At 69.4% G+C, this 18,157-nt stretch carries 14 protein-coding genes; 3 read left to right on the top strand and 11 right to left on the bottom strand.

Features of this window, described 5'->3' with window-relative positions:
- Positions 1 to 189: 189 nt before the first annotated feature.
- Positions 190 to 2,175, bottom strand: coding sequence for an acetate--CoA ligase (acs, locus tag EV385_RS16600; RefSeq protein WP_130510280.1), 1,986 nt, complete (start codon positions 2,173 to 2,175; stop codon positions 190 to 192).
- 239 nt (positions 2,176 to 2,414) lie between these two features.
- On the opposite strand from acs, the gene EV385_RS16605 reads away from it, so the two are divergent.
- On the top strand, positions 2,415 to 3,173 hold the full coding sequence (locus EV385_RS16605) for a Fic family protein (protein WP_130510281.1): 759 nt from the start codon (positions 2,415 to 2,417) through the stop codon (positions 3,171 to 3,173).
- A gap of 372 nt (positions 3,174 to 3,545) precedes the next feature.
- On the opposite strand, the gene EV385_RS16610 is transcribed toward EV385_RS16605, so the two are convergent.
- The 7 genes from EV385_RS16610 to EV385_RS16640 all read right to left on the bottom strand — a co-directional run bounded on the left by EV385_RS16610 (position 3,546) and on the right by EV385_RS16640 (position 10,840).
- A complete protein-coding gene (locus tag EV385_RS16610; RefSeq protein ID WP_130510282.1) occupies positions 3,546 to 4,349 on the bottom strand; it encodes an HAD family hydrolase in 804 nt (267 codons plus the stop codon).
- 348 nt (positions 4,350 to 4,697) lie between these two features.
- Positions 4,698 to 5,858 (bottom strand): site-specific integrase, encoded by a 1,161-nt coding sequence (locus EV385_RS16615; protein WP_130510283.1) that lies wholly within the window; start codon positions 5,856 to 5,858, stop codon positions 4,698 to 4,700.
- Between the two features lie 1,319 nt (positions 5,859 to 7,177).
- Positions 7,178 to 7,543 carry a helix-turn-helix domain-containing protein gene (locus EV385_RS16620; RefSeq protein WP_278044990.1) on the bottom strand — a complete coding sequence of 122 codons (366 nt, stop codon included), beginning with the start codon at positions 7,541 to 7,543 and terminating at the stop codon, positions 7,178 to 7,180.
- A gap of 147 nt (positions 7,544 to 7,690) precedes the next feature.
- On the bottom strand, positions 7,691 to 8,104 hold the full coding sequence (locus EV385_RS16625) for a hypothetical protein (RefSeq protein ID WP_130510285.1): 414 nt from the start codon (positions 8,102 to 8,104) through the stop codon (positions 7,691 to 7,693).
- Entirely contained in the window at positions 8,101 to 9,408 is a 1,308-nt protein-coding gene (locus EV385_RS16630; RefSeq protein WP_242624918.1) for an AAA family ATPase, read from the bottom strand. The genes EV385_RS16625 and EV385_RS16630 overlap by 4 nt, the downstream gene beginning before the upstream one ends.
- 710 nt (positions 9,409 to 10,118) lie before the next feature.
- On the bottom strand, positions 10,119 to 10,505 hold the full coding sequence (locus EV385_RS16635) for a hypothetical protein (RefSeq protein WP_130510286.1): 387 nt from the start codon (positions 10,503 to 10,505) through the stop codon (positions 10,119 to 10,121).
- Entirely contained in the window at positions 10,469 to 10,840 is a 372-nt protein-coding gene (locus EV385_RS16640) for a hypothetical protein (protein ID WP_165449510.1), read from the bottom strand. The genes EV385_RS16635 and EV385_RS16640 overlap by 37 nt, the downstream gene beginning before the upstream one ends.
- A gap of 310 nt (positions 10,841 to 11,150) precedes the next feature.
- Here EV385_RS16640 and EV385_RS16645 point away from each other — a divergent pair, with 310 nt between their 5' ends.
- Positions 11,151 to 12,494: a helix-turn-helix domain-containing protein gene (locus EV385_RS16645; RefSeq protein ID WP_130510288.1), complete on the top strand. Its 1,344-nt coding sequence runs from the start codon at positions 11,151 to 11,153 to the stop codon at positions 12,492 to 12,494.
- Here the strand turns inward: EV385_RS16645 and EV385_RS16650 are convergent.
- From EV385_RS16650 to EV385_RS16660, 3 genes are all read right to left on the bottom strand, one after another.
- Positions 12,491 to 13,402, bottom strand: coding sequence for a phosphotransferase enzyme family protein (locus EV385_RS16650; protein ID WP_207229849.1), 912 nt, complete (start codon positions 13,400 to 13,402; stop codon positions 12,491 to 12,493). The genes EV385_RS16645 and EV385_RS16650 overlap by 4 nt on opposite strands.
- Before the next feature lie 431 nt (positions 13,403 to 13,833).
- Positions 13,834 to 15,195 carry a hypothetical protein gene (locus EV385_RS16655; protein ID WP_130510289.1) on the bottom strand — a complete coding sequence of 454 codons (1,362 nt, stop codon included), beginning with the start codon at positions 15,193 to 15,195 and terminating at the stop codon, positions 13,834 to 13,836.
- A gap of 542 nt (positions 15,196 to 15,737) precedes the next feature.
- Entirely contained in the window at positions 15,738 to 16,604 is an 867-nt protein-coding gene (locus tag EV385_RS16660; protein ID WP_165449511.1) for a hypothetical protein, read from the bottom strand.
- A gap of 497 nt (positions 16,605 to 17,101) precedes the next feature.
- Here EV385_RS16660 and EV385_RS33945 point away from each other — a divergent pair, with 497 nt between their 5' ends.
- The gene (locus EV385_RS33945; protein ID WP_165449512.1) at positions 17,102 to 18,076 is read left to right on the top strand and encodes a hypothetical protein; all 975 of its coding nucleotides are present in this window, start codon (positions 17,102 to 17,104) and stop codon (positions 18,074 to 18,076) included.
- Positions 18,077 to 18,157 lie beyond the last annotated feature (81 nt).

Consider the following 18,157-nt stretch of genomic DNA (forward strand, 5'->3'; position numbering starts at 1 on the left):
AACGTATGCAAATAGATCACTCGACGGAAGATCCCGAGGGTGGTTGGGGAGCGAAAAGTTATCCGCTGTTAACAAGTCGTGGCCGAAGAATGTAGATCATCAGGGCCGTCAATCGATGAAAAGGGGCGAACCGCGACGGCGCCCGGGGCTCCAGGCCCCGGGCGCCGTCAGTCGGCCGTACTCGAATCTTCAGTCCTCGGACTTGCCCGACTTCATCCCGGAGGAGATCAGGTCCATCACCGCGGAGTCCTGCAGCGTCGTGACGTCGCCCAGCGAACGGCGCTCCGCCACGTCCCGCAGCAACCGCCGCATGATCTTGCCGGACCGCGTCTTCGGCAGTTCGGGCACCAGCATGATCTGCCGGGGCTTGGCGATCGGCCCCAGCGTCCTGGCGACGTGGTTGCGCAGGTCCTGGATCAGCCGCTCGCCCGCCTCGCCCTCGGTGTCGACGTTGCCGCGCGGAATGGTGAACGCGACGATCGCCTGGCCCGTGGTCGGGTCGGTCGCGCCGACCACGGCGGCCTCGGCCACCGACGGGTGCGACACCAGCGCCGACTCCACCTCGGTGGTGGAGATGTTGTGGCCCGAGACGAGCATGACGTCGTCGACGCGGCCGAGCAGCCACAGCGCGCCGTCCTCATCGCGCTTCGCCCCGTCACCCGCGAAGTACACCCACTCGTCGCCGTGCCCCGCACCCGCGCCGAACCGCGACCAGTAGGTGTCGATGAACCGCTGGTCATCACCCCAGATCGTGCGCAGCATCGACGGCCACGGCTCGCGCAACACCAGGAAACCCCCACCACCATTGGGTACGGAGGTAGCGGTGTCGTCGACCACGTCGGCGGAGATGCCCGGCAGCGGGGTCATCGCCGAACCGGGCTTCGTCTCGGTCACCCCGGGCAGTGGCGAGATCATGATGCCGCCGGTCTCCGTCTGCCACCAGGTGTCCACGATCGGGCAGCGGTCCCGGCCGACGTTCGCCCGGTACCACATCCACGCCTCGGGGTTGATCGGCTCGCCGACGCTGCCGAGCAGCCGCAGCGACGACAGGTCGTACTTGGCGGGGATGTCGTCGCCCCACTTCATCATCGTGCGGATCAGCGTCGGCGCCGTGTAGAGGACCGTCACCCGGTACTTGTCGACGATCTCCCAGAACCGTCCCTTGTGGGGGGTGTCCGGGGTGCCCTCGTACATGACCTGCGTGGCGCCGTTGGAGAGCGGGCCGTAGACGATGTACGAGTGGCCGGTGACCCAGCCGACGTCGGCCGTGCACCAGAAGACGTCCGACTCGGGCTTGTGGTCGAAGACCGCGTGGAACGTGTACGAGGCCTGGGTCAGGTACCCGCCCGTGGTGTGCAGGATGCCCTTCGGCTTACCCGTGGTCCCCGACGTGTAGAGGATGTACAGCGGCTGCTCGGCGTCGAACGCCTCCGGCTTGTGCGTGGTGGCGGCCCGCTCGACCGTCTCGTGCCACCACAGGTCCTTCTCGCCCCACGCGACCTCCTGGCCGGTGCGGCGTACCACCAGCACGTGCTCGACCCCGGGGCAGCGGGCCACGGCCTCGTCCACGGTCGGCTTGAGCGCGGACGGCTTGCCGCGCCGGTACCCGCCGTCGGCGGTGATGACCACCTTCGCGGAAGCGTCCGTGATCCGGGTGGACAGGGCGTCCACCGAGAACCCGCCGAAGACGACGCTGTGCATCGCGCCGATCCGGGCGCAGGCCAGCATCGCTACCGCGGCCTCCGGGATCATCGGCAGGTAGATCGCCACCCGGTCACCGGCCGAGACGCCCAGCTCGGTGAGGGTGTTCGCCGCCTGGCTGACGCTGGTGAGCAGGTCGGAGTACGTGATCGTGCGGGTGTCGCCGGGCTCACCCTCCCAGTGGATGGCGACCTTGTCGCCGTGCCCCGCCTCGACGTGCCGGTCCACGCAGTTGTACGCCACGTTCAGCTTGCCGCCGGTGAACCACTTCGCGAAGGGCGGATTGGACCAGTCGAGAACCTGCGTCCAGGGCTCGGCCCAGGACAGGCGCTGCGCCTGCTCTGCCCAGAACCCGAGCCGGTCGGCGGCGGCCTGGTCGTACGCGGGCGCGGTCACGTTGGCGGCTGCGGCGAGCGGTGCGGGCGGCGGGAACTTCCGCGTCTCGGAGGACAGGTTCTCCAGCGTCTCGCTCATTGCGGGCGGCTCCTCTGCCGTGCGGGGGGTGGCCTAGGTCTCTTCTGGCAAAACACTAGTTCCGGCGCGGTTGCCCGGCGACCGTTGCGGGCCGTGGCGCGCGGAGCGGTACCGTGCGCGCGCCGACCGGACAAGTCGTGCGCGGTCCTGCGCGAATCTTGTCACTTGCGAGCCACTTCGCGCACCCCCCGTTTCGAGCGTGTTTTCTCCGGCAGCCCTTCTCCCGCTACCGTCTAACCGTGCCCGCCACGGATCCGCTCGCCGCCCTGCTCGACCTCGCCGACGTCGCGCCCGCGCTCACCGCCGCCCGCGAACGCGTCGATCAGGCCCTGCGGCACCGCGCCCTGCGCCGTCAGGGCGGCCCGGTCGCCGCCGAGATCAGCCTGCGCGCGGCCGTCGCCAGCGCCGCCCTCGAAGGCAACCGGTACGACGTGGAGGCGGTGCGCGCCGGCACGGTCACCGACCCGGTCGTGCAGGGTGCGCTGCGGGTGGCCGAGGCTCTGGGCGGACTCGTGGACCTGTGGCCCCGCGCCCCTCGTCAGGTGCTCGCCAAGCTGCACGTCCTGGCCGCGCGGGGCGCCGTACCCGATGCCGAGCTGGGCCGCCTCGTCGAGAGCCCCGGCCTCGCCCAGCGGCTGGACGGCCTGGCCGGGCTCGTCGCGGGCAACGAACAGACCCCGCCGCTGCTGCTGGCCGCGGTGGTCCACGCCGAGCTGCTCACCCTGCGCCCCTTCCCCGGGCCCGCCGGGGTGGTGGCCCGCGCCGCGGCCCGGCTCACGCTGATCGGGCGCGGCCTCGACGCTCGCGGCCTGGTCGCGGTGGAGTCGGGGCACCTCGCGCGGGAGCCGGAGTACGTAGGCGCGTCCGGCGCCTACGCCACCGGCACCCCGGACGGTGTGCGTTCCTGGCTGCGCCACTACGCGGCGGCCGTCGAGGCCGGCGCGGAAGAAATGGTCGCCGTCGCCGACGCGGTACTGGCCACCCCGTCACCCCGCTAACCGCCGCCCCGCCGCTTGCGGTGGCGGCGGCTGCGATCTTGGAGAGTTCTGGTTAGCTCCGGACCCGAACTCCCCATCGTTTGGCTGGGTGCTGGGCGGCGGACCCTGAACGCAAGGACGGCGCCTCGAGGAAGAGGCGCCGCCGCTGCACCGGCTGCCGGGTTATCAAGCGTGCACCTGGGTCGTTGTCGACGGTCCGATGAGGTGCCGCCGCAACGTGCCTGCCGTGGCTGATCGCGCGTGGGTTCCCGGTGGCGGTGCACGGGATCCGGTCTCAATCCCGCTCCTTCTTTCTACGCCGGTGCTCGCTAGATCGCCATGGGTTCAGCTGCGCAAATTGCGCGTACCGCAATCAGTCAGACGTTAGCGAGGTCAGGCTGCGGCGGCGGCCCGGGTGCGGCGGTGCCGCCCGTACAGGGCCAGGCCGATCGCGACGCCGACCCCCACACCGAGCGCGGCCGCGGCCATCGGCACCGCGGGGCGCTCCCGCAGGCGCCGACCCAGCGGTACGGGATGCCGGAACTCCAGAATGGGCCAGGCCCGCTCCATCGCGACCCGGCGCAACGCCCGGTCCGGATTCACCGCTGTCGGGTGGCCGACCGCCTCCAGCAGCGGCAGATCGCTGTGCGAATCCGAGTACGCGTGGCACTGCGCCAGGTCGTAGCCGCGGACGGCGGCCAGCTTCCGGATCTCCTGGACCTTGCTCGGTCCCGCCGCGTAGAACTCGACCTCGCCGCTGTAGCGGCCGTCCACGATGCTCATCCGGGTCGCGATCACGTCGGTGACCCCGAGCAGCTCGCCGATCGGCCGGACCATCTCGTCGCCGGACGCGGACACCAGCACCACATCCCGGCCGGCCGCCTGGTGCTCGCCGATCAGAACGGCCGCCTCGGCGTACACGTACGGGTTGATCAGTTCGTCCAGGGTCTCGGCGACGATCTGCCGGACCTGCTCCACGGACCAGCCCTTACACAGGGCGGCCAGGTAGTCGCGTACCCGGGCCATGGTCTGCTCGTCGGCGCCGCCCAGGCGGAACATGAGCTGCGCATACGCGGACTTGACCACGTCACGCCGGGTGATCAGGCCATCGCGATAGAACGGCCGTCCGAAGGCCAGTGCACTGGACTTGGCGATGACGGTCTTGTCGAGGTCGAAAAACGCGGCGCTGCGGCCCACGGGCCGAAAGTGTAGCCGCATCGGGCCGCCCGTCCAGTCCCTCGACTCGCCGGTATCCGTTTCGACTCGGCCCCCAAGGCCCCTGGTGGTGAGGGCAACGCGCCAGTAACGTCGCACTGCGTCACATTCGGTACTCGACGGGGGCCCTCCGCTGAGGCATGCTTGTGGTGCGACTGGGATTCACGTTTCCCGTGTGATCCTTCTTTTTGCTTCCAGACCCTCGGTGACTGCGCCCCCCGCGATCACCGAGCGGATTCGGCTCGACCCCCCCGGAGCCGAATCTTTGACGACCCCCGTCGCCCCCGGCGGGGGTCGTCATCCCACCTACGTACCCCCGGCATCCTGAACCTATGCAGGTAGAGGCACTGGTGTTACACCGCCGTCGCCCTCGTTCGGGTGGTCCGAGGCCGAGAAAGTCAGCGAATCGTCAGCATGGGCCGCGAACGCGTCCCGTACGCGGTCCGCGTAGTCGGTCGGCGCGTGGGTGTACCGGTTGAGCGTCGTGGAGGCGTTGGCGTGCCCCATGACCCGCTGGATCGCGTTGACGGGCACCCCGTCGGTGACGAGCCAGGTCGCGTATGAGTGCCGAAGATCGTGGAACCGCAGGCTGGCCGGGAGGCCAGCTCGTGCTAGGGCCAGGGTCCACACCTCCCGCCGGAAGTTCGACCGCAGCATTGGCAGGCCGAACCGGTTGGGGAACACCAGGTCGCCCGGTTCCGGCTCATCGGTGAGCCGACCCCGGTGCGCCGTTAGCGCGGCCATCAGGAAGCCCGGCAGGGGCACCGTGCGGACGCCAGCCTTCGTCTTCGGGTACGGCCGCATGGTGACCCCCTGCGGCGTCTCCACGGCCACCTGAACGACTCGCAGCGTCGCAGTGTCCAAGTCCACCGCGCCCCACACGAGGCCCGCGCACTCGCCCCACCGAAGACCGGCCCCGGCTGCCGTGGCGACCATCGCCCGGTGCCGGGCCGGGACGGCGGGCAGGAGCCTGCGGAAGAACTGGCCACGAGTCAGGGCCGCAGCCCGAGGCGGACGGTCGCGCGCCTCCGTGCGTACGCGGACGCCCTCGGCCGGGTTGTACGGCAGGACGCGAGCCCGAACGGCCGTCTCCAGGATGGCGAGCAGGAGGCCGTAGCACTTGGAGACGGTTGGCGGGGCGATGACCCTACCGAGGTCCACCACCCACTCCTGAATGGACATGAAGTCGATCTGGTTGAGCTGTGAGCGGCCCCAGCGCGGCACCAGATGCGTGCGCAGCAGTGACAACGTCCGTTCTGCCGTCCTGGCTTCGACCTCCCGGCCGAGCAGCCATCGGGCGGCGAAGTCCTCGAACCGGATCTTCCCGGCGTCGGGATCGACGTAGACGCCTCGGTTCTTGCTGCCCTCCATCTCTGCGATGTACGCCTTCGCCTCCCGCTTCGTCTTGAACGTCTTGGCCTTCTGCTTGCCGGACGGGTCGCGCCAGTTGGCGCGGTAGTTGCCTGCTGGGGTTGGGGTTACGTGACCCACGGTGATGGATCTCCTTCGTGTGGTGGGGTAGCGGTAGCGGCACCCGTGGGGGTGTCGAACCGCTGATTTCCGGGGTTTTCGGTGGGCAGTGCTAAGTGCCGCTACCCGCTACCCGGGGATATGCGGGCTGGCCAGGGCGGTAGCGGGTGAGGTAGCGCTGCCGCTACCCGGTAGCGGGCCGCTACCTTTGCCGCTACCTCCGTGTCGGGAGGCGGGGCGGTGACGGAGCGTCGATGCGTGGGGGCGGCCCGGCGCGGGTCGCGGTCGCGGCCGCCGTGCTCTGTCGGGTGCGGTTCTCGGGTGGTCGCGGTGCCGGGCTGGGTGGGCGCAACCCGCGACCGGCGGTTGATCGTGCTGGTTGGTGCGGTCGCGGCTGGGGTCGCGTGGGCGCGACCGGTCGCGGGCGGCCCGCGACCGGGCCGGGGCGGGTGACGCCGGGAGTGTCGAGCGTCGGGGTGCCGGTTCGGCGGTGTTCGGCGCTGCGGTGGGGTGGTGTGTTACCGCCACCTTCGCGGGTACGGCGTGGTGGCAGGCGGTGACGGCGGGGGTGACGCGGGTGTTACCTGTCGGGCCGTCCTCGCGGCCGTGCCGGGGGTGTCCGCGTACGGCCCTGTGGGCGGTTTCGGGGGTGTGGGTGGGTTGGGCCGCGAGGCCGCTAGATCGCTGGCCAGGGCCGCGAGGGTGAGACATTGCGGACCCGCAATGCCTCGCGGGTTAGGCCGCAATGCCTTGCGGCGTTCCTTGCGGCTGGCGAACCGTTCGGATGTCTACGGGGCGTGACGGTCGCGGGTGTTGCCGGGGTTGGTGCTAGCGGCTGTGCGGGGTGTCCCGGTCTGGCCTGTGGGCGGGTTTCCGGGGGTGTGGCTGGTGTTGGGCCGCGAGGCCGCTAGATCGCTGGTCAGGGCCGCGAGGGCGGGGGGTAGCGGACCCGCGATGCATCGCGGTCCTACCCGCGATGCATCGCGGGGCCCGGCGGCGGTTGTCATGGTGACGCAGGGTGGCGGATTGTCGCGGTGTCGCACTGTCGCGTGCGACGACGGGAAGGGCCTCCAACGCGCGCGCGTACGCGCGAGGCGACACGCGACGATGCGACACCGCGACTATGACTCTCGGTAGTGGACGGTGGCGGGTTGGGGCCGGTGGTGCTAGCGGCCGTTGTGGGGGTCGGTATCCGGTCTGGCGGGCCGGTTCCGGGGTGCCGGCGGGTTCGGCTGCTAGTTGCTAGCGGGCTGGTCGTGGCCCGGTTGGGCCGCTAGCGGTGCCGCTAGCGCTAGCGGGCCGGGGTGCTAGCGCTAGCGGCTGATCCGGCTGCTGGGCGGTTACGCGCCGTGCCGCTTCGGGTCGTTGCGGTGGGCCCAGATCAGGTCCTTCTCGGCGTCGGTCAGCTCCCCGACCGAGGCCCTGCGGTTGGCCTCGGCCTCGGCAGGGGTGGTCTCGACGCAGGAGTCAAGCCAGTCGTGGAACGCCCGGCGGGGGACGACCCACCGGCCGCCGAGTTTGCGGGCGGGAATGTCGCCGGAGCGGATCATGCGGTAGGTGCCGCCGAGGTTGAGCGACAGCATTTCCGCGACTTCCTTGACGGTGTAAGTCAGCAACCCGACCGGTGCGGGCCGGGGACGCTGCGGCGCCTCAGGGGGCCTGGTGCGGGGAGTGAGCGGGTGAACGGTGGCGTGAGCGGTACGCACGGACGTGCCTCCAATGTGGGTGGTGCGGGGTGGGGTGGTGCGGCGGTTCGGCGGCTGGCGTGGCCTCGGCCGGGCCGCTGAGAGCCACGCTGAGCCAAGATCCGGGACCTTCTGGTGTCATCCGATGCAGCCGATCGGAGCTGTGGGCTATCGGTCCGGGTGGTGGCAGGTGTCGCAGAGGCCGTAGCCGAACAGGATCGGCCCGACTTGAGCGATCCCGGCCCACACACGGTCAGCGCGTCGGCGGCACTGGTCGCAGGTGCTGTCCTCGATCGGGTCGGGGGTGGCGAGGTGGCGGCAGGCGGGGCAGACGATCAGCCCGGGTGCCCATGCGAACGCGTGCACCACGCGCGGGCTGGCCCCTGTGTGGGGACAGATTCGGCCGCGTCCGGCGAGCAGGGCCAGGGCGTGACGCTGAAACAGGCTGGCGAGCCAGGGCGGGGTATCGGGGCTGGCGGTTAGCCTGGCCCACGGGTGTTCGGCGGCCCGCAGCACGCGGCGGTGGGCGTCGGCGCTCGCGGCGTGGAGCTGGTCAGCGAGCGCGGTCGGGTGGGTGCTCATGCGGCGGTACCTCCGTCGGCGCGGATCAAGGTTAGGGGTGACTGGTTGTGACGCGCAGCGTCCGATGTGGGTGGTGACGGTGTGTCATCGAGGTCGGGCAGTGGCGCCAGTCGCGCCTCAGTGGCGCCAGTCGCGCCAGCTTCCGAGTCCTGGCGCGACTGGCGCGACTGGGCGCCATTGGCGTCAGTGGCGCCGTCGTCGTTACCAACGGTGAGCGTCCATACCGACCGGCGGGGGAACCCGATGCTACGGACGGTGACCTTCGCGCGGGTCCGTGCGCGTTGCACGGTGCGTTCGGCGAGCCCGGCGGCGCGGGCGGCCTTGCGGATGTCGTCCCACGGGGCTTCCCCGCCGTGGTCGGTGAGGTAGTCGCGTAGCCAGTCCGCGACGGCTTCCCGGTCGGCCCGGCTGCTGCCGCCGTCGCCGTCGCTCGCGTTGTCCCCGAGGATGTCGGCCACGCTGCGGTCGGATTCCCCGGTGATGGTGAGCTTGCCGACGTAGGCGGGGCCTTCCTCGGTGGGGATCTCCACCGACTCGACCAGGTACCGCAGGGACGGCAGGTCGAGGCGGCCGAGGTTGTTCTTGGCCTGCGACATCACGCACGAGCCGTCGCCTGCCTCGTCGTCGCGGGCGATGGCGATCACCGCGCGGGCGACTGCGGAGAACGCCCGCGATCCGGTGATCAGGTTCAGCGCGTCGGCAGACGCGCTCTTGTTGAAGTGCGCCAACCCGACCACGGCGCAGCCGGTGCGGTCGGCCATGTTCACCAGAGGCTCCAGGGCGGTGCGGAGATCCCGGTCGCGGTGGGTGTCGATGCTGGCGTGGATCAGCGACAGCAACGGATCAGCGGCCAGCAACGCCACACCCAACCGTTCGATCTCGACCGCGAGGGCGCGGCAGTCGCGGGGCAACGTCAGCGCGTCGAATCCGCCGTCGTGCTGGACGTCGACGCGGTACACCATCGTCAGGTCCGCACCGGCCGCGTACAGGCGCGGCCCGATCGTGTGCGACCACGAATCCTCGGTGGCCGCGTAGATGACCGCACGCGGGGTGCCGTGCCAGATACCGGGCAACGTCCCGCGCGTGATCTGCGCGGTCAGCCACGCCAGCGTCAGCGACTTCCCGATGCCTTCCCGGCCGGGGATGACGGTGAGCGCCCCGGCGGGTACCCGGTCGGTCCACGTCCACCGGACCGGCCGCATCCGGATCTCCGATGCCGGGGTGAGCAACAGCCGCCGGGAGCTGCCGTCGCCCGCGTCCGGTGGCAGGTCGGGCGGCGCTAGGTCGTGGGTGGTGTCGGTCATGGCCGCATCACCCGTTCGGCCCGGCACGCGTGCGCGGGTGTTTCAGCCGGTTCCCGGCGTGGGTACGGCTGGGGCAGGTGCCGGGGTGGTGAGATGCCCCCGCCCCGGCGCCGCAGGGGTCGAGTTGGTCGGGCGGCGGCGGGGGGCATCTCACCCCGGTTCGGGCTGAAACACTGTCTGCGGGCCGGGCGCGGTGCGGGCCTAGTAGCGGGTCGCGGGTGGGCTGGTCCCCGGGGTGGTGTGGCTGGTCGCGGGTGTCGCGGACCCGGGTTCCGGTGGGCGGTCGGTGAGGTCGTGGTGTCGTCAACAGGTGGCGGGTGCGGGTTCACGATGCGGTACTCCCTTGTCGTCAAGACGGTTGTCGTGCGGGGCGGGTTTGTGCTGCGTGCGGCCCGGTTGGTGACGGCGCCGTGACACGCCACCGGACCGGCTGGGGTCGCGGTGGCTGGCGTCAGCGGCGCAACGGCAGTGACCGGCGGTTCGGGCTGGCCACGCGCCGCGCAGCGGCGCCAGCCAGCAGCCCGGCTCTGCCGGTCCTCCTTGCCCTTGCTCGTGTCGTCCAGCACGGCCGGTCGGCCGTGCCGGTAGTGCCCTGTGGAGTTCTCAATGAGCCAGCGCCAAGCGCGAACGCCCACGCCAAGAGGTAGTGCGACCCGAACGGGGTCCGATGTCGTCAGGAGGTGGCCCGCGCGGGCCACCGGGAGTGGCTGTCAGGCTGCCTGTGTGGCGTCGAGCCACGTGCCGTGCTGGCGCCAGAACCGTTCAGCGGTGCGGTGCACCCGGTTGAACCGGCCACCCCACAGGCGGTGGTACTCGGCCGCCGCCGCGCGCCGGACCTGCCGTGACTGGCCGAACCGCTGCGCGGCGACCAGCTCTTGCCACCGGGCCCGCCACGCAGCCCGGTCGTCACCACTGACCGCGCCGAGTCCAGCCCGGACCACGTCGGCCGGGTCGGCGGCCTGGTCCTCGGCCAGCGGGGACGCGAACACGGCCGCCGCCACCTCGCCGTAGGTCAGCCCGAACATCCGGTCGCGCAGCTGCGTCACGTCGAGGCGGGCCATCACGCGGCCCGCCGGGCCGGGATGCTGCGCACCCACGGGATCGAGGCGGGGAACGTCGGCCGGACCGTGATATCGAACGCCGTCGCCACTCGCCGCTCGCACAGCGCCAGGAACGCCCGCTGTTCCGGATCGGCCGGCGGATCGAGCAAGTCGGTCTGCGCGTCCCGGTGCACCGTGTTGATGCCGTCGAACGTGATGATGTGGGCAACCCAGCGGCGAACCTCGGCGTCGCTCATCTCGGCCAGGTAGTCGTACTCCACGCCCAGCGACCGGCAGTACAACGCCGCGACCAGCTCCAGCGCCGTCAACGGCACCGTAGCCATGAGCACTGCCTCCGGGGCCTGGCCGTGAAGGTGGTCCCGGTCGTCCACGAACCCATCCGCCGATACCATCGGCAGCACAGCCCGGGTAGTCTTGACCTGCATCTTCGTACTCCATTCCGCATGGGACAGGGGATGTGCCGGGCCTCGGCGGGGGTGCCACCCCGCCGGGGCCTTTCTTGGAAGCAGAGTACTTAGCTGTTAAGTACTCCGTCAACCGGTATCGTTCTTTGTTGTCTGCTGTGGTCCGTTGCTGGGCTCAAGCCTGGCGCCTCGCGGCCGTATTGAGCAGGGCGCATTCGGGGGCGCAAATGTGCACCCGGACGCGGCGATGTGCGCCCCTCCTGGAGGGAGGCGAGCGATGCCCCAGGTGCAACCCAACGAGCGCCTGGCCGCGTTCATGCGGTCGGCCGGTGTCTCCCGCAAGGCCCTCGCGCGTCTGGTAGGCACCGACCACACGAATGTGGGTCGTTGGCTCGGTGGGACTCGCCCGCGCTTGGCTACCGCACGCCGGATCGCCGATGCGCTGAGCACACGCGTTGGCCGCACGGTCTCGTTGCAGGAGATCGGACTTTCCGCGTCTGAGCCGTTTCCGGCCGAGACTGGTATTGCGTACGCGGAGACGGCGGATGAGACGATTGGAACCGTATCCCGCATCTGGCAAGCCGACATTGATGAAATTCCGCAATTGATGACCGTTCCACCGAATGGCGGAGCGTGGTCTGAAGCCTCACTTGGCTGGCTAGTACGGCCGGAGTCGGAATCTATCCCGCGCCGAAACAAGGGAAGCCGAATCGGTCGAAGTGACATCGAGGCTGTTCGCGCAACCGCGGAAATGTTCGCGGAAATGGACAACCGATTTGGCGGGGGTCACGCTCGTCGATCACTGATTCAATACCTGAGCACGGACGTAAAGCCTATGCTCGCCGGGCGCTATGAATCCGACACGGGGAAAGCCCTCTTCTCTGCAACCGCAGAAGCGCTACTTCTTGCCGCGTGGATGTCCTACGATTCAGGAATCCATGGTCTTGCTCAGCGCTACTTCATTCAAGCGCTCCGCCTTGCGCAAGCCGCCGATGACATTCTTCTCGCCGGTAGCATTCTCGACGCGATGAGCCATCAGGCAACATTCCTCGGTCGCACCAAAGAAGCCGCCAACCTCGCGCGGGCAGCGCGAACAGGAACTCGCGGGCATGCGACTGCGACACTCACCGCGCACTTCCACGCTATGGAGGCGCGGGCGCTTGCGATCGGCGGCGATTCGGTGGGCGCGCAGCGGGCGCTCAGTGAAGCCGTTCGTGTCTTTGAGCGGCGTAAGCCCGGTGTTGATCCAGACTGGATCAGCTACTTTGACGACGCAGAACTGAGCGCCGAATTCGGCCATTGCTTTCGCGACCTCGGCCGTGGAGGCGATGCGATGACCTACGCGGAACATGCTTTGGCTAACGCCGGGGCGTCCGCGCGAAGCGACTTCTTCGTAACGATGGTCAGGGCGGCCGGTGAGTTGCACGGCAAGGACGTTGAGGCGGCGTGCGCCACGCTGGCCGGCGCCCTGGTGCTGGCGCGGCAGGTCAAGTCCGCACGCTGCGCGGAGTATGTGAAGCAGTTCCGCGCAGCGTTAGTGCCTTTTGAACATCTCGCCGTTGTTCGCGAGTTGGAAGCTGAGCATGGCGGCCATCATCTGTGGATTGCGTCGGCGGCTTAGAAGGGCTTCCATTCGCGGTGACCGCGACCTGTCCGAAGAGTGCGCACCCTCCGAGACAGCTCGCTAGCAGTTTTGGTGCCGGGTCTCGCATTCTGCGCCAGCCAGGTCACCATCATGTATTCCTTTACATCTGCCAGCGTGCCGTATCCCTGCCATTGCATTACGTCGAATCCGTACGAGGCGCAGAATGCGGTGTACTCCTCTTCCGTGTGCCAGCCATACCGTTCGAAATACATGGCGGTTTGGATGAGGTCCCATTCTCGCGGGCCGGTGGCAAAGTCATCCAGGTCCGAAAGTACCGCTTTTCCGTTACGATCCCGGAGCAAGTTCCCGACGTTAGCGTCGCCGTGAATAGGGCCGCTTGGAAGTGCATACTTGAGGCCCGCATGGGCGCTGCGAAGTGCTATACCGCGTTCGGTCAGGAAATCGCGCTCGCTCGGCGATAGCGTGGCGGCGTCGGTTATCCGGCTACTAGCCCGGTCGAACGGCGTCAGGCCCGGAAGCTCTAACTCGCGGGGTGCCGGAAGCTTGTGTAGTGCGCGCAGTGCAGCGCCAAGCTCCGACGTAGTGCCGTACTCCACGCCATCGCTAACCGAGACCCATAGGGTCACCGTTCGGCGGGCCGCTTTCAGAGGCTGAGGATCATCGGTGACACGGATGGCGGGAATTCCTGATTTGCCGAGCCAGCGTGCCACCTCGACTTCACGCCCAGCGTCAGCGAATTGTTCGACGCTGCGCATGACTCGCACGATCACAGGTGCTGAGCGGAGCCGGAAGATCGCATTCGATCCGAGTCTGATCAGCTCCGCGCCAGAATCGTCGAGACCGACCTCTGCGCAGGCCTCAGTCAGGGCCGTTCGTGCGTTGTCCGGGTCGAGCGGCGCGCAGGCCGCCTCGGGCCGCGTCACGTGGACGATCCGGGAACTGGCCGCCCTCCGACGCCTGGCCGTGGGCGCGAGGCGTGCCACTCGATGATTGTGGCGGGCCGCCACATGTGCAGTCGGCCGACCGTCTGATCAGGGTCCGGCATCTGCCCGCGCTGTCGGTAGGAGCTGACCGTGCCGATGCGCAGCCCGAGGTACGCCGCTACGTCCTTTGTCGTCCACCACTCAGCCTGTGGGTCGGGCGCTGTCGTCGTCACCACGCCATTCTCTCCGATCGCTGTGAAGTCGAGGCAGCAGCCAGCCCGCATCCCCGCCGACCAGTCATGGCGTCGCACGACGACTCGGTGACGGAGGGCGGTGGCGCGTGATCTGAAAGGGCAGGCCACGGCCGGGGGCGGCGGGCGACTGCCGGTGAGCGGCACCACGGCTGACGCAGGGACGCCTGCGAACCGCGACTACTTCTTATTGGCAATCAAGATCGCGTAGACGCTAAGCGCGATACTGAGGGCCTGAATATGGTGATTCACGAACTTTTCTGGATCGAAGCGGGGGCTGGTCGCGGTCGCGAAGCTCGCCAAGTGCTGAACCACGGCGATCGCGACGTACACAAGCGCGACCCGTATCCAGACCCGCTCCGTATCCGTCAAGGGACGGCGAACACCGCGGCCTTCAGGAGTTCCATGACCGGGGGACTCTGCAGCGTGGCGCTCGACGTCGATTTCGACGATGCCCTTGGCGAGGGAGGCGGCGAGGTCGGCGGCGCCCCTGGTCATGGCCTCGGTGGGGAAGGCCTTGGCGAAGCGCGAGTGGAGGTCGTCGAGCGCGTTGGTCATGGCCTCGGCGGGGTAGGCCTTGGCGTAGCGCGAGTGGAGGTTGTCGAGCGCGCTGGTCATGGCCTCGGTGGGGAAGGCGCCCATCGCGGCGGCCCGGATGCTCATGGTGAGCGGGGCGGCGAGGTCGGCGGCGACCTTGGTCATGACGTCGGTGGGGAAGGCCTTGGCGTAGCGCGAGTGGAGGTCGTCGAGCGCGCTGGTCATGGCCTCGGTGGGGAAGGCGCCCATCGCGGCGGCCCGGATGCTCATGGTGAGCGGGGCGGCGAGGTCGGCGGCGACCTTGGTCATGACGTCGGTGGGGAAGGCCTTGGCGTAGCGCGAGTGGAGGTCGTCGACCGCGTTGGTCATGACCTCGACGGGGGAGGGCCGCATGGCGGCGGTCCGGAGCGGGGCGGCGAGGTCGGCGGCGACCTTGGTCATGACGTCGGTGGGGAAGGCCTTGGCGTAGCGCGAGTGGAGGTCGTCGACCGCGCTGGTCATGGCCTCGGTGGGGAAGGCGCCCATCGCGGCGGCCCGGATGCTCATGGTGAGCGGGGCGGCGAGGTCGGCGGCGACCTTGGTCATGACGTCGGTGGGGTAGGCCTTGGCGTAGCGCGAGTGGAGGTCGTCGACCGCGCTGGTCATGGCCTCGGTGGGGAAGGCGCCCATCGCGGCGGCCCGGATGCTCATGGTGAGCGGGGCGGCGAGGTCGGCGGCGACCTTGGTCATGACGTCGGTGGGGTAGGCCTTGGCGAAGCGCGAGTGGAGGTCGTCGACCGCGTTGGTCATGACCTCGACGGGGGAGGGCCGCATGGCGGCGGTCCGGAGCGGGGCGGCGAGGTCGGCGGCGACCTTGGTCATGACGTCGGTGGGGTAGGCCTTGGCGTAGCGCGAGTGGAGGTTGTCGAGCGCGCTAGTCATGGCCTCGGTGGGGAAGGCGCCCATCGCGGCGGCCCGGATGCTCATGGTGAGCGGGGCGGCGAGGTCGGCGGCGACCTTGGTCATGACGTCGGTGGGGTAGGCCTTGGCGTAGCGCGAGTGGAGGTCGGCGGCGCCAGAACGCCCCTGCGCAGGGGGCGCCAACAAGTACCGACGCGACATCACGCGTACGACTCGACGCCGGGCACGGGCGTCCCTCCGGCTCACCATGGATCAACGATAGCTGCGGGGTGTGACACGCAGCCCACGGCGCGTCCGGGCTTGGCGCCCGGGCGGCTGCAGCCACCCGGGCGAGCCTCATCGTCGGATCAGTAACACGGCGGGGAACAACTGCTCCCAGTCGCGGCGCCGAGGTCAGCAGAAAGTCAGCCGAAGGTCCGACAGCCGCCGCCAAAGGGTGGCAGCTGTCGAGGTGTAGCGAGGGCTAGACGCTAACGGCCGACAGACCTCGCTCTCCCCGACCAGGGTTGTCGCCGTCGCCCCCGGCGGGGGTCGTCACCCAACCTCCATACCCCGGTCATGCCGCACCTATGCAGGTAGAGGCTCGGTCAGAGGCCGTCGCGGGCAAGGGGCAAGCCTTCCCGCGACGGCGGCTCCCGGATCGTGCGTCAGAGCAGTTTGATCTTCTCCAGATCGCGGGTCTCACGGTCGATCTCCAACTCGGCGACGCCGGCCCCGGCTACCAGGTCGGTGGTGCTGCCATCGCCTTCGTCGTGGCCGGATTCGTCGCCGAGTTCGATCTCGGTGTCGTCCGTCACCTCAACGCTGACCCGACGGCTCGCCACGGTGGTCACCACAAGAGTGCCGGTGCCGGCGTCGAATGAGGTGATGGTGCCGAACCGGTCACCCTCGTCCTCGTCGGACTTGCCGTCGCGGTCGCGGTCGCCGTTGCAGGCGTCGCCGTTCTTGTCGTCCTCGTCCTCGTTGCTCGCCCCGTCGCCGTCGCGGTCCTCGGCACCGTCGCGTACGCCGTCGTCGTCGCTGTCGGCGTCACCGACGCGTAGGTGCAGTTCGTTCTCGTCCTCGTCGGCGACGAAGTCGCGGTCCCGGTCGTCGTCGTCGGCGGCGCAGCGCTCGTACGCGTCGTCCTCGTCCTCGTTCGCGACGCCGTCACGGTCGGCGTCCTCGTCGCCGTCGAGGATCCCGTCCCGGTCGCTGTCGGCCTTGTTGACCTTCGTGCGGGTCCGGCGTTCGTCGCCGTCGTCCTGCCCGTCGTTGTCGGTGTCCTCGTCGTGGGGGTTGCCGCGCAGCTTGTACTCACGCCGGTTGCTCAAGCCGTCGTGGTCGGGGTCCTTCTTCGCGTCTGCCCTGCTGTGGGGGTTGAGTCCGTGCTTCTTCTCCCACCGGTTCGGCATGCCGTCGTGGTCGGAGTCGCGGGGGCCGGCCTGGGCCGGAACAGCGAACGCCATCGCGGCCGCTACCGCCAGCAGCGACGTTGCTGTCGTCTTCAGTAGGCGCATCTGGGGGCTTCCCATTCCTCGAGTGCAGCCGGCAAGGCGATTCATGCCCGCCGATCCGCAGTGCACTCATGCTGACGCCAGCCGGTTGCGGCCGAGGCCCTTGTCCGGTTGCCGCCCGGTTGCCCACACCACGGCGTTGTGCCGCTCCGACCGGCTGTGTCGGTTCGTCGCGCAGTACGTGCGGGCACAGCTGGAGTCACGACGGCGGGGGTCGTCACCCAACCAGGTATCCCGCCGCGACATTTCTATTCGGCCAGCGCACCCCTGCGTGATGGCCCCCGCCCTTCGTCTGCGTTCTCGGGCCTGTGGCCTGCTGTCGGCCGGTGGAAGCGCGTTCACTTAACAGCCCGTCCAGTGGTGGTTCATCAATGTGTTGTGGATCACTGGGCGAGAGATGGATCTTGCCCGAACTTGATCCATTTTTGTAAGTCACGCCTGCCCCAGTGGCCCCTTGCACACCCTCCGTATCTCTGCGAGGTTTACTCGCGATCATCGATAAACGGGGAGGATTCATGGGTATCAACCGCTTCGGCGCGCTCGCTTTGACCGCGGGTATGGCCATCGGCGGGGGGATGACTCTCGCCGCGCCCGCGGCCGCTGCGGCACCCGGCGTGGAGGTGCCCGTCATCGCGGTGCTCCTGACGCAGAAGCCGTTGACGGCCGCGGATGTCCGCGCCGATTGCACGGGTGTCTCGAAGCCCAAGGCCGGATTCGAGACGTGGAAGTTCGACACCAAGGTGAACGGAAAGTTCAGCACCTTCAACGCCTCGTTCGTGAGCGCTACGGACGACCTGAAGGTTGCGGCTGGGGGCTGGGGCATCGACCCCACGAACCCCGGGAAGATCATCTTCACGGGCGAGCTGGGCAGCCTGCCCAAGGAACTGGGGCTGGACGGCGCCATGACGGTCGCCTTCGGTGCCGACCGTGAGGCCGTCGCGCTGACCCTTCCGAGCGGGTGGAAGCTCACCGCGGCGGGCGCGACGCTCGACAACCGCAAGCTCGCCGAGGGTGAGACGATCGAGCAGGCCACCAAGCCCGTCGACCTGACGGTCACCGGCGTCTGCGTGACCGCGACCACGAACCCGGGCACGGTCACCAACCCGGGCGGTGTCGACCTCGGCACGGTAACCAAGCCGGGCGGCACCAAGCCGGGCACGGTCACCAAGCCGGGCACGGTCACTAAGCCGGGCACGGTTACCAAGCCGGGCACGGTTACCAAGCCGGGCACGGTTACCAAGCCGGGCACGGGCACGGGTACGGGCGCCGACACCGGCATCCAGGTCAAGCCGGCCGGGGGTGACCAGACGACCACTTCGGACACCAAGCCGGTCGCGGGTTCCGCCGGCGGGGACGAGGACAAGGACGGCGGCCTGCCGCTCACCGGTCCCAGCCTTACGCTGTTCCTGCTCTCGGGTGTGGCCCTGATCGGCGTGGGTATCGCCAGCCTCGTGCTGGTGCGTCGCCGGCGTACCACCACCGCTCTCTGACGTCAGAGCGTGCGAAGCGGCCCGGCTCGTCATGAGCCGGGCCGCTTCGTTGTGACTGGTGCAGTTACTTCCCGCTGCCCG

It is taken from the genome of Krasilnikovia cinnamomea (genome assembly GCF_004217545.1).
Lineage (GTDB): Bacteria > Actinomycetota > Actinomycetes > Mycobacteriales > Micromonosporaceae > Actinoplanes > Actinoplanes cinnamomeus.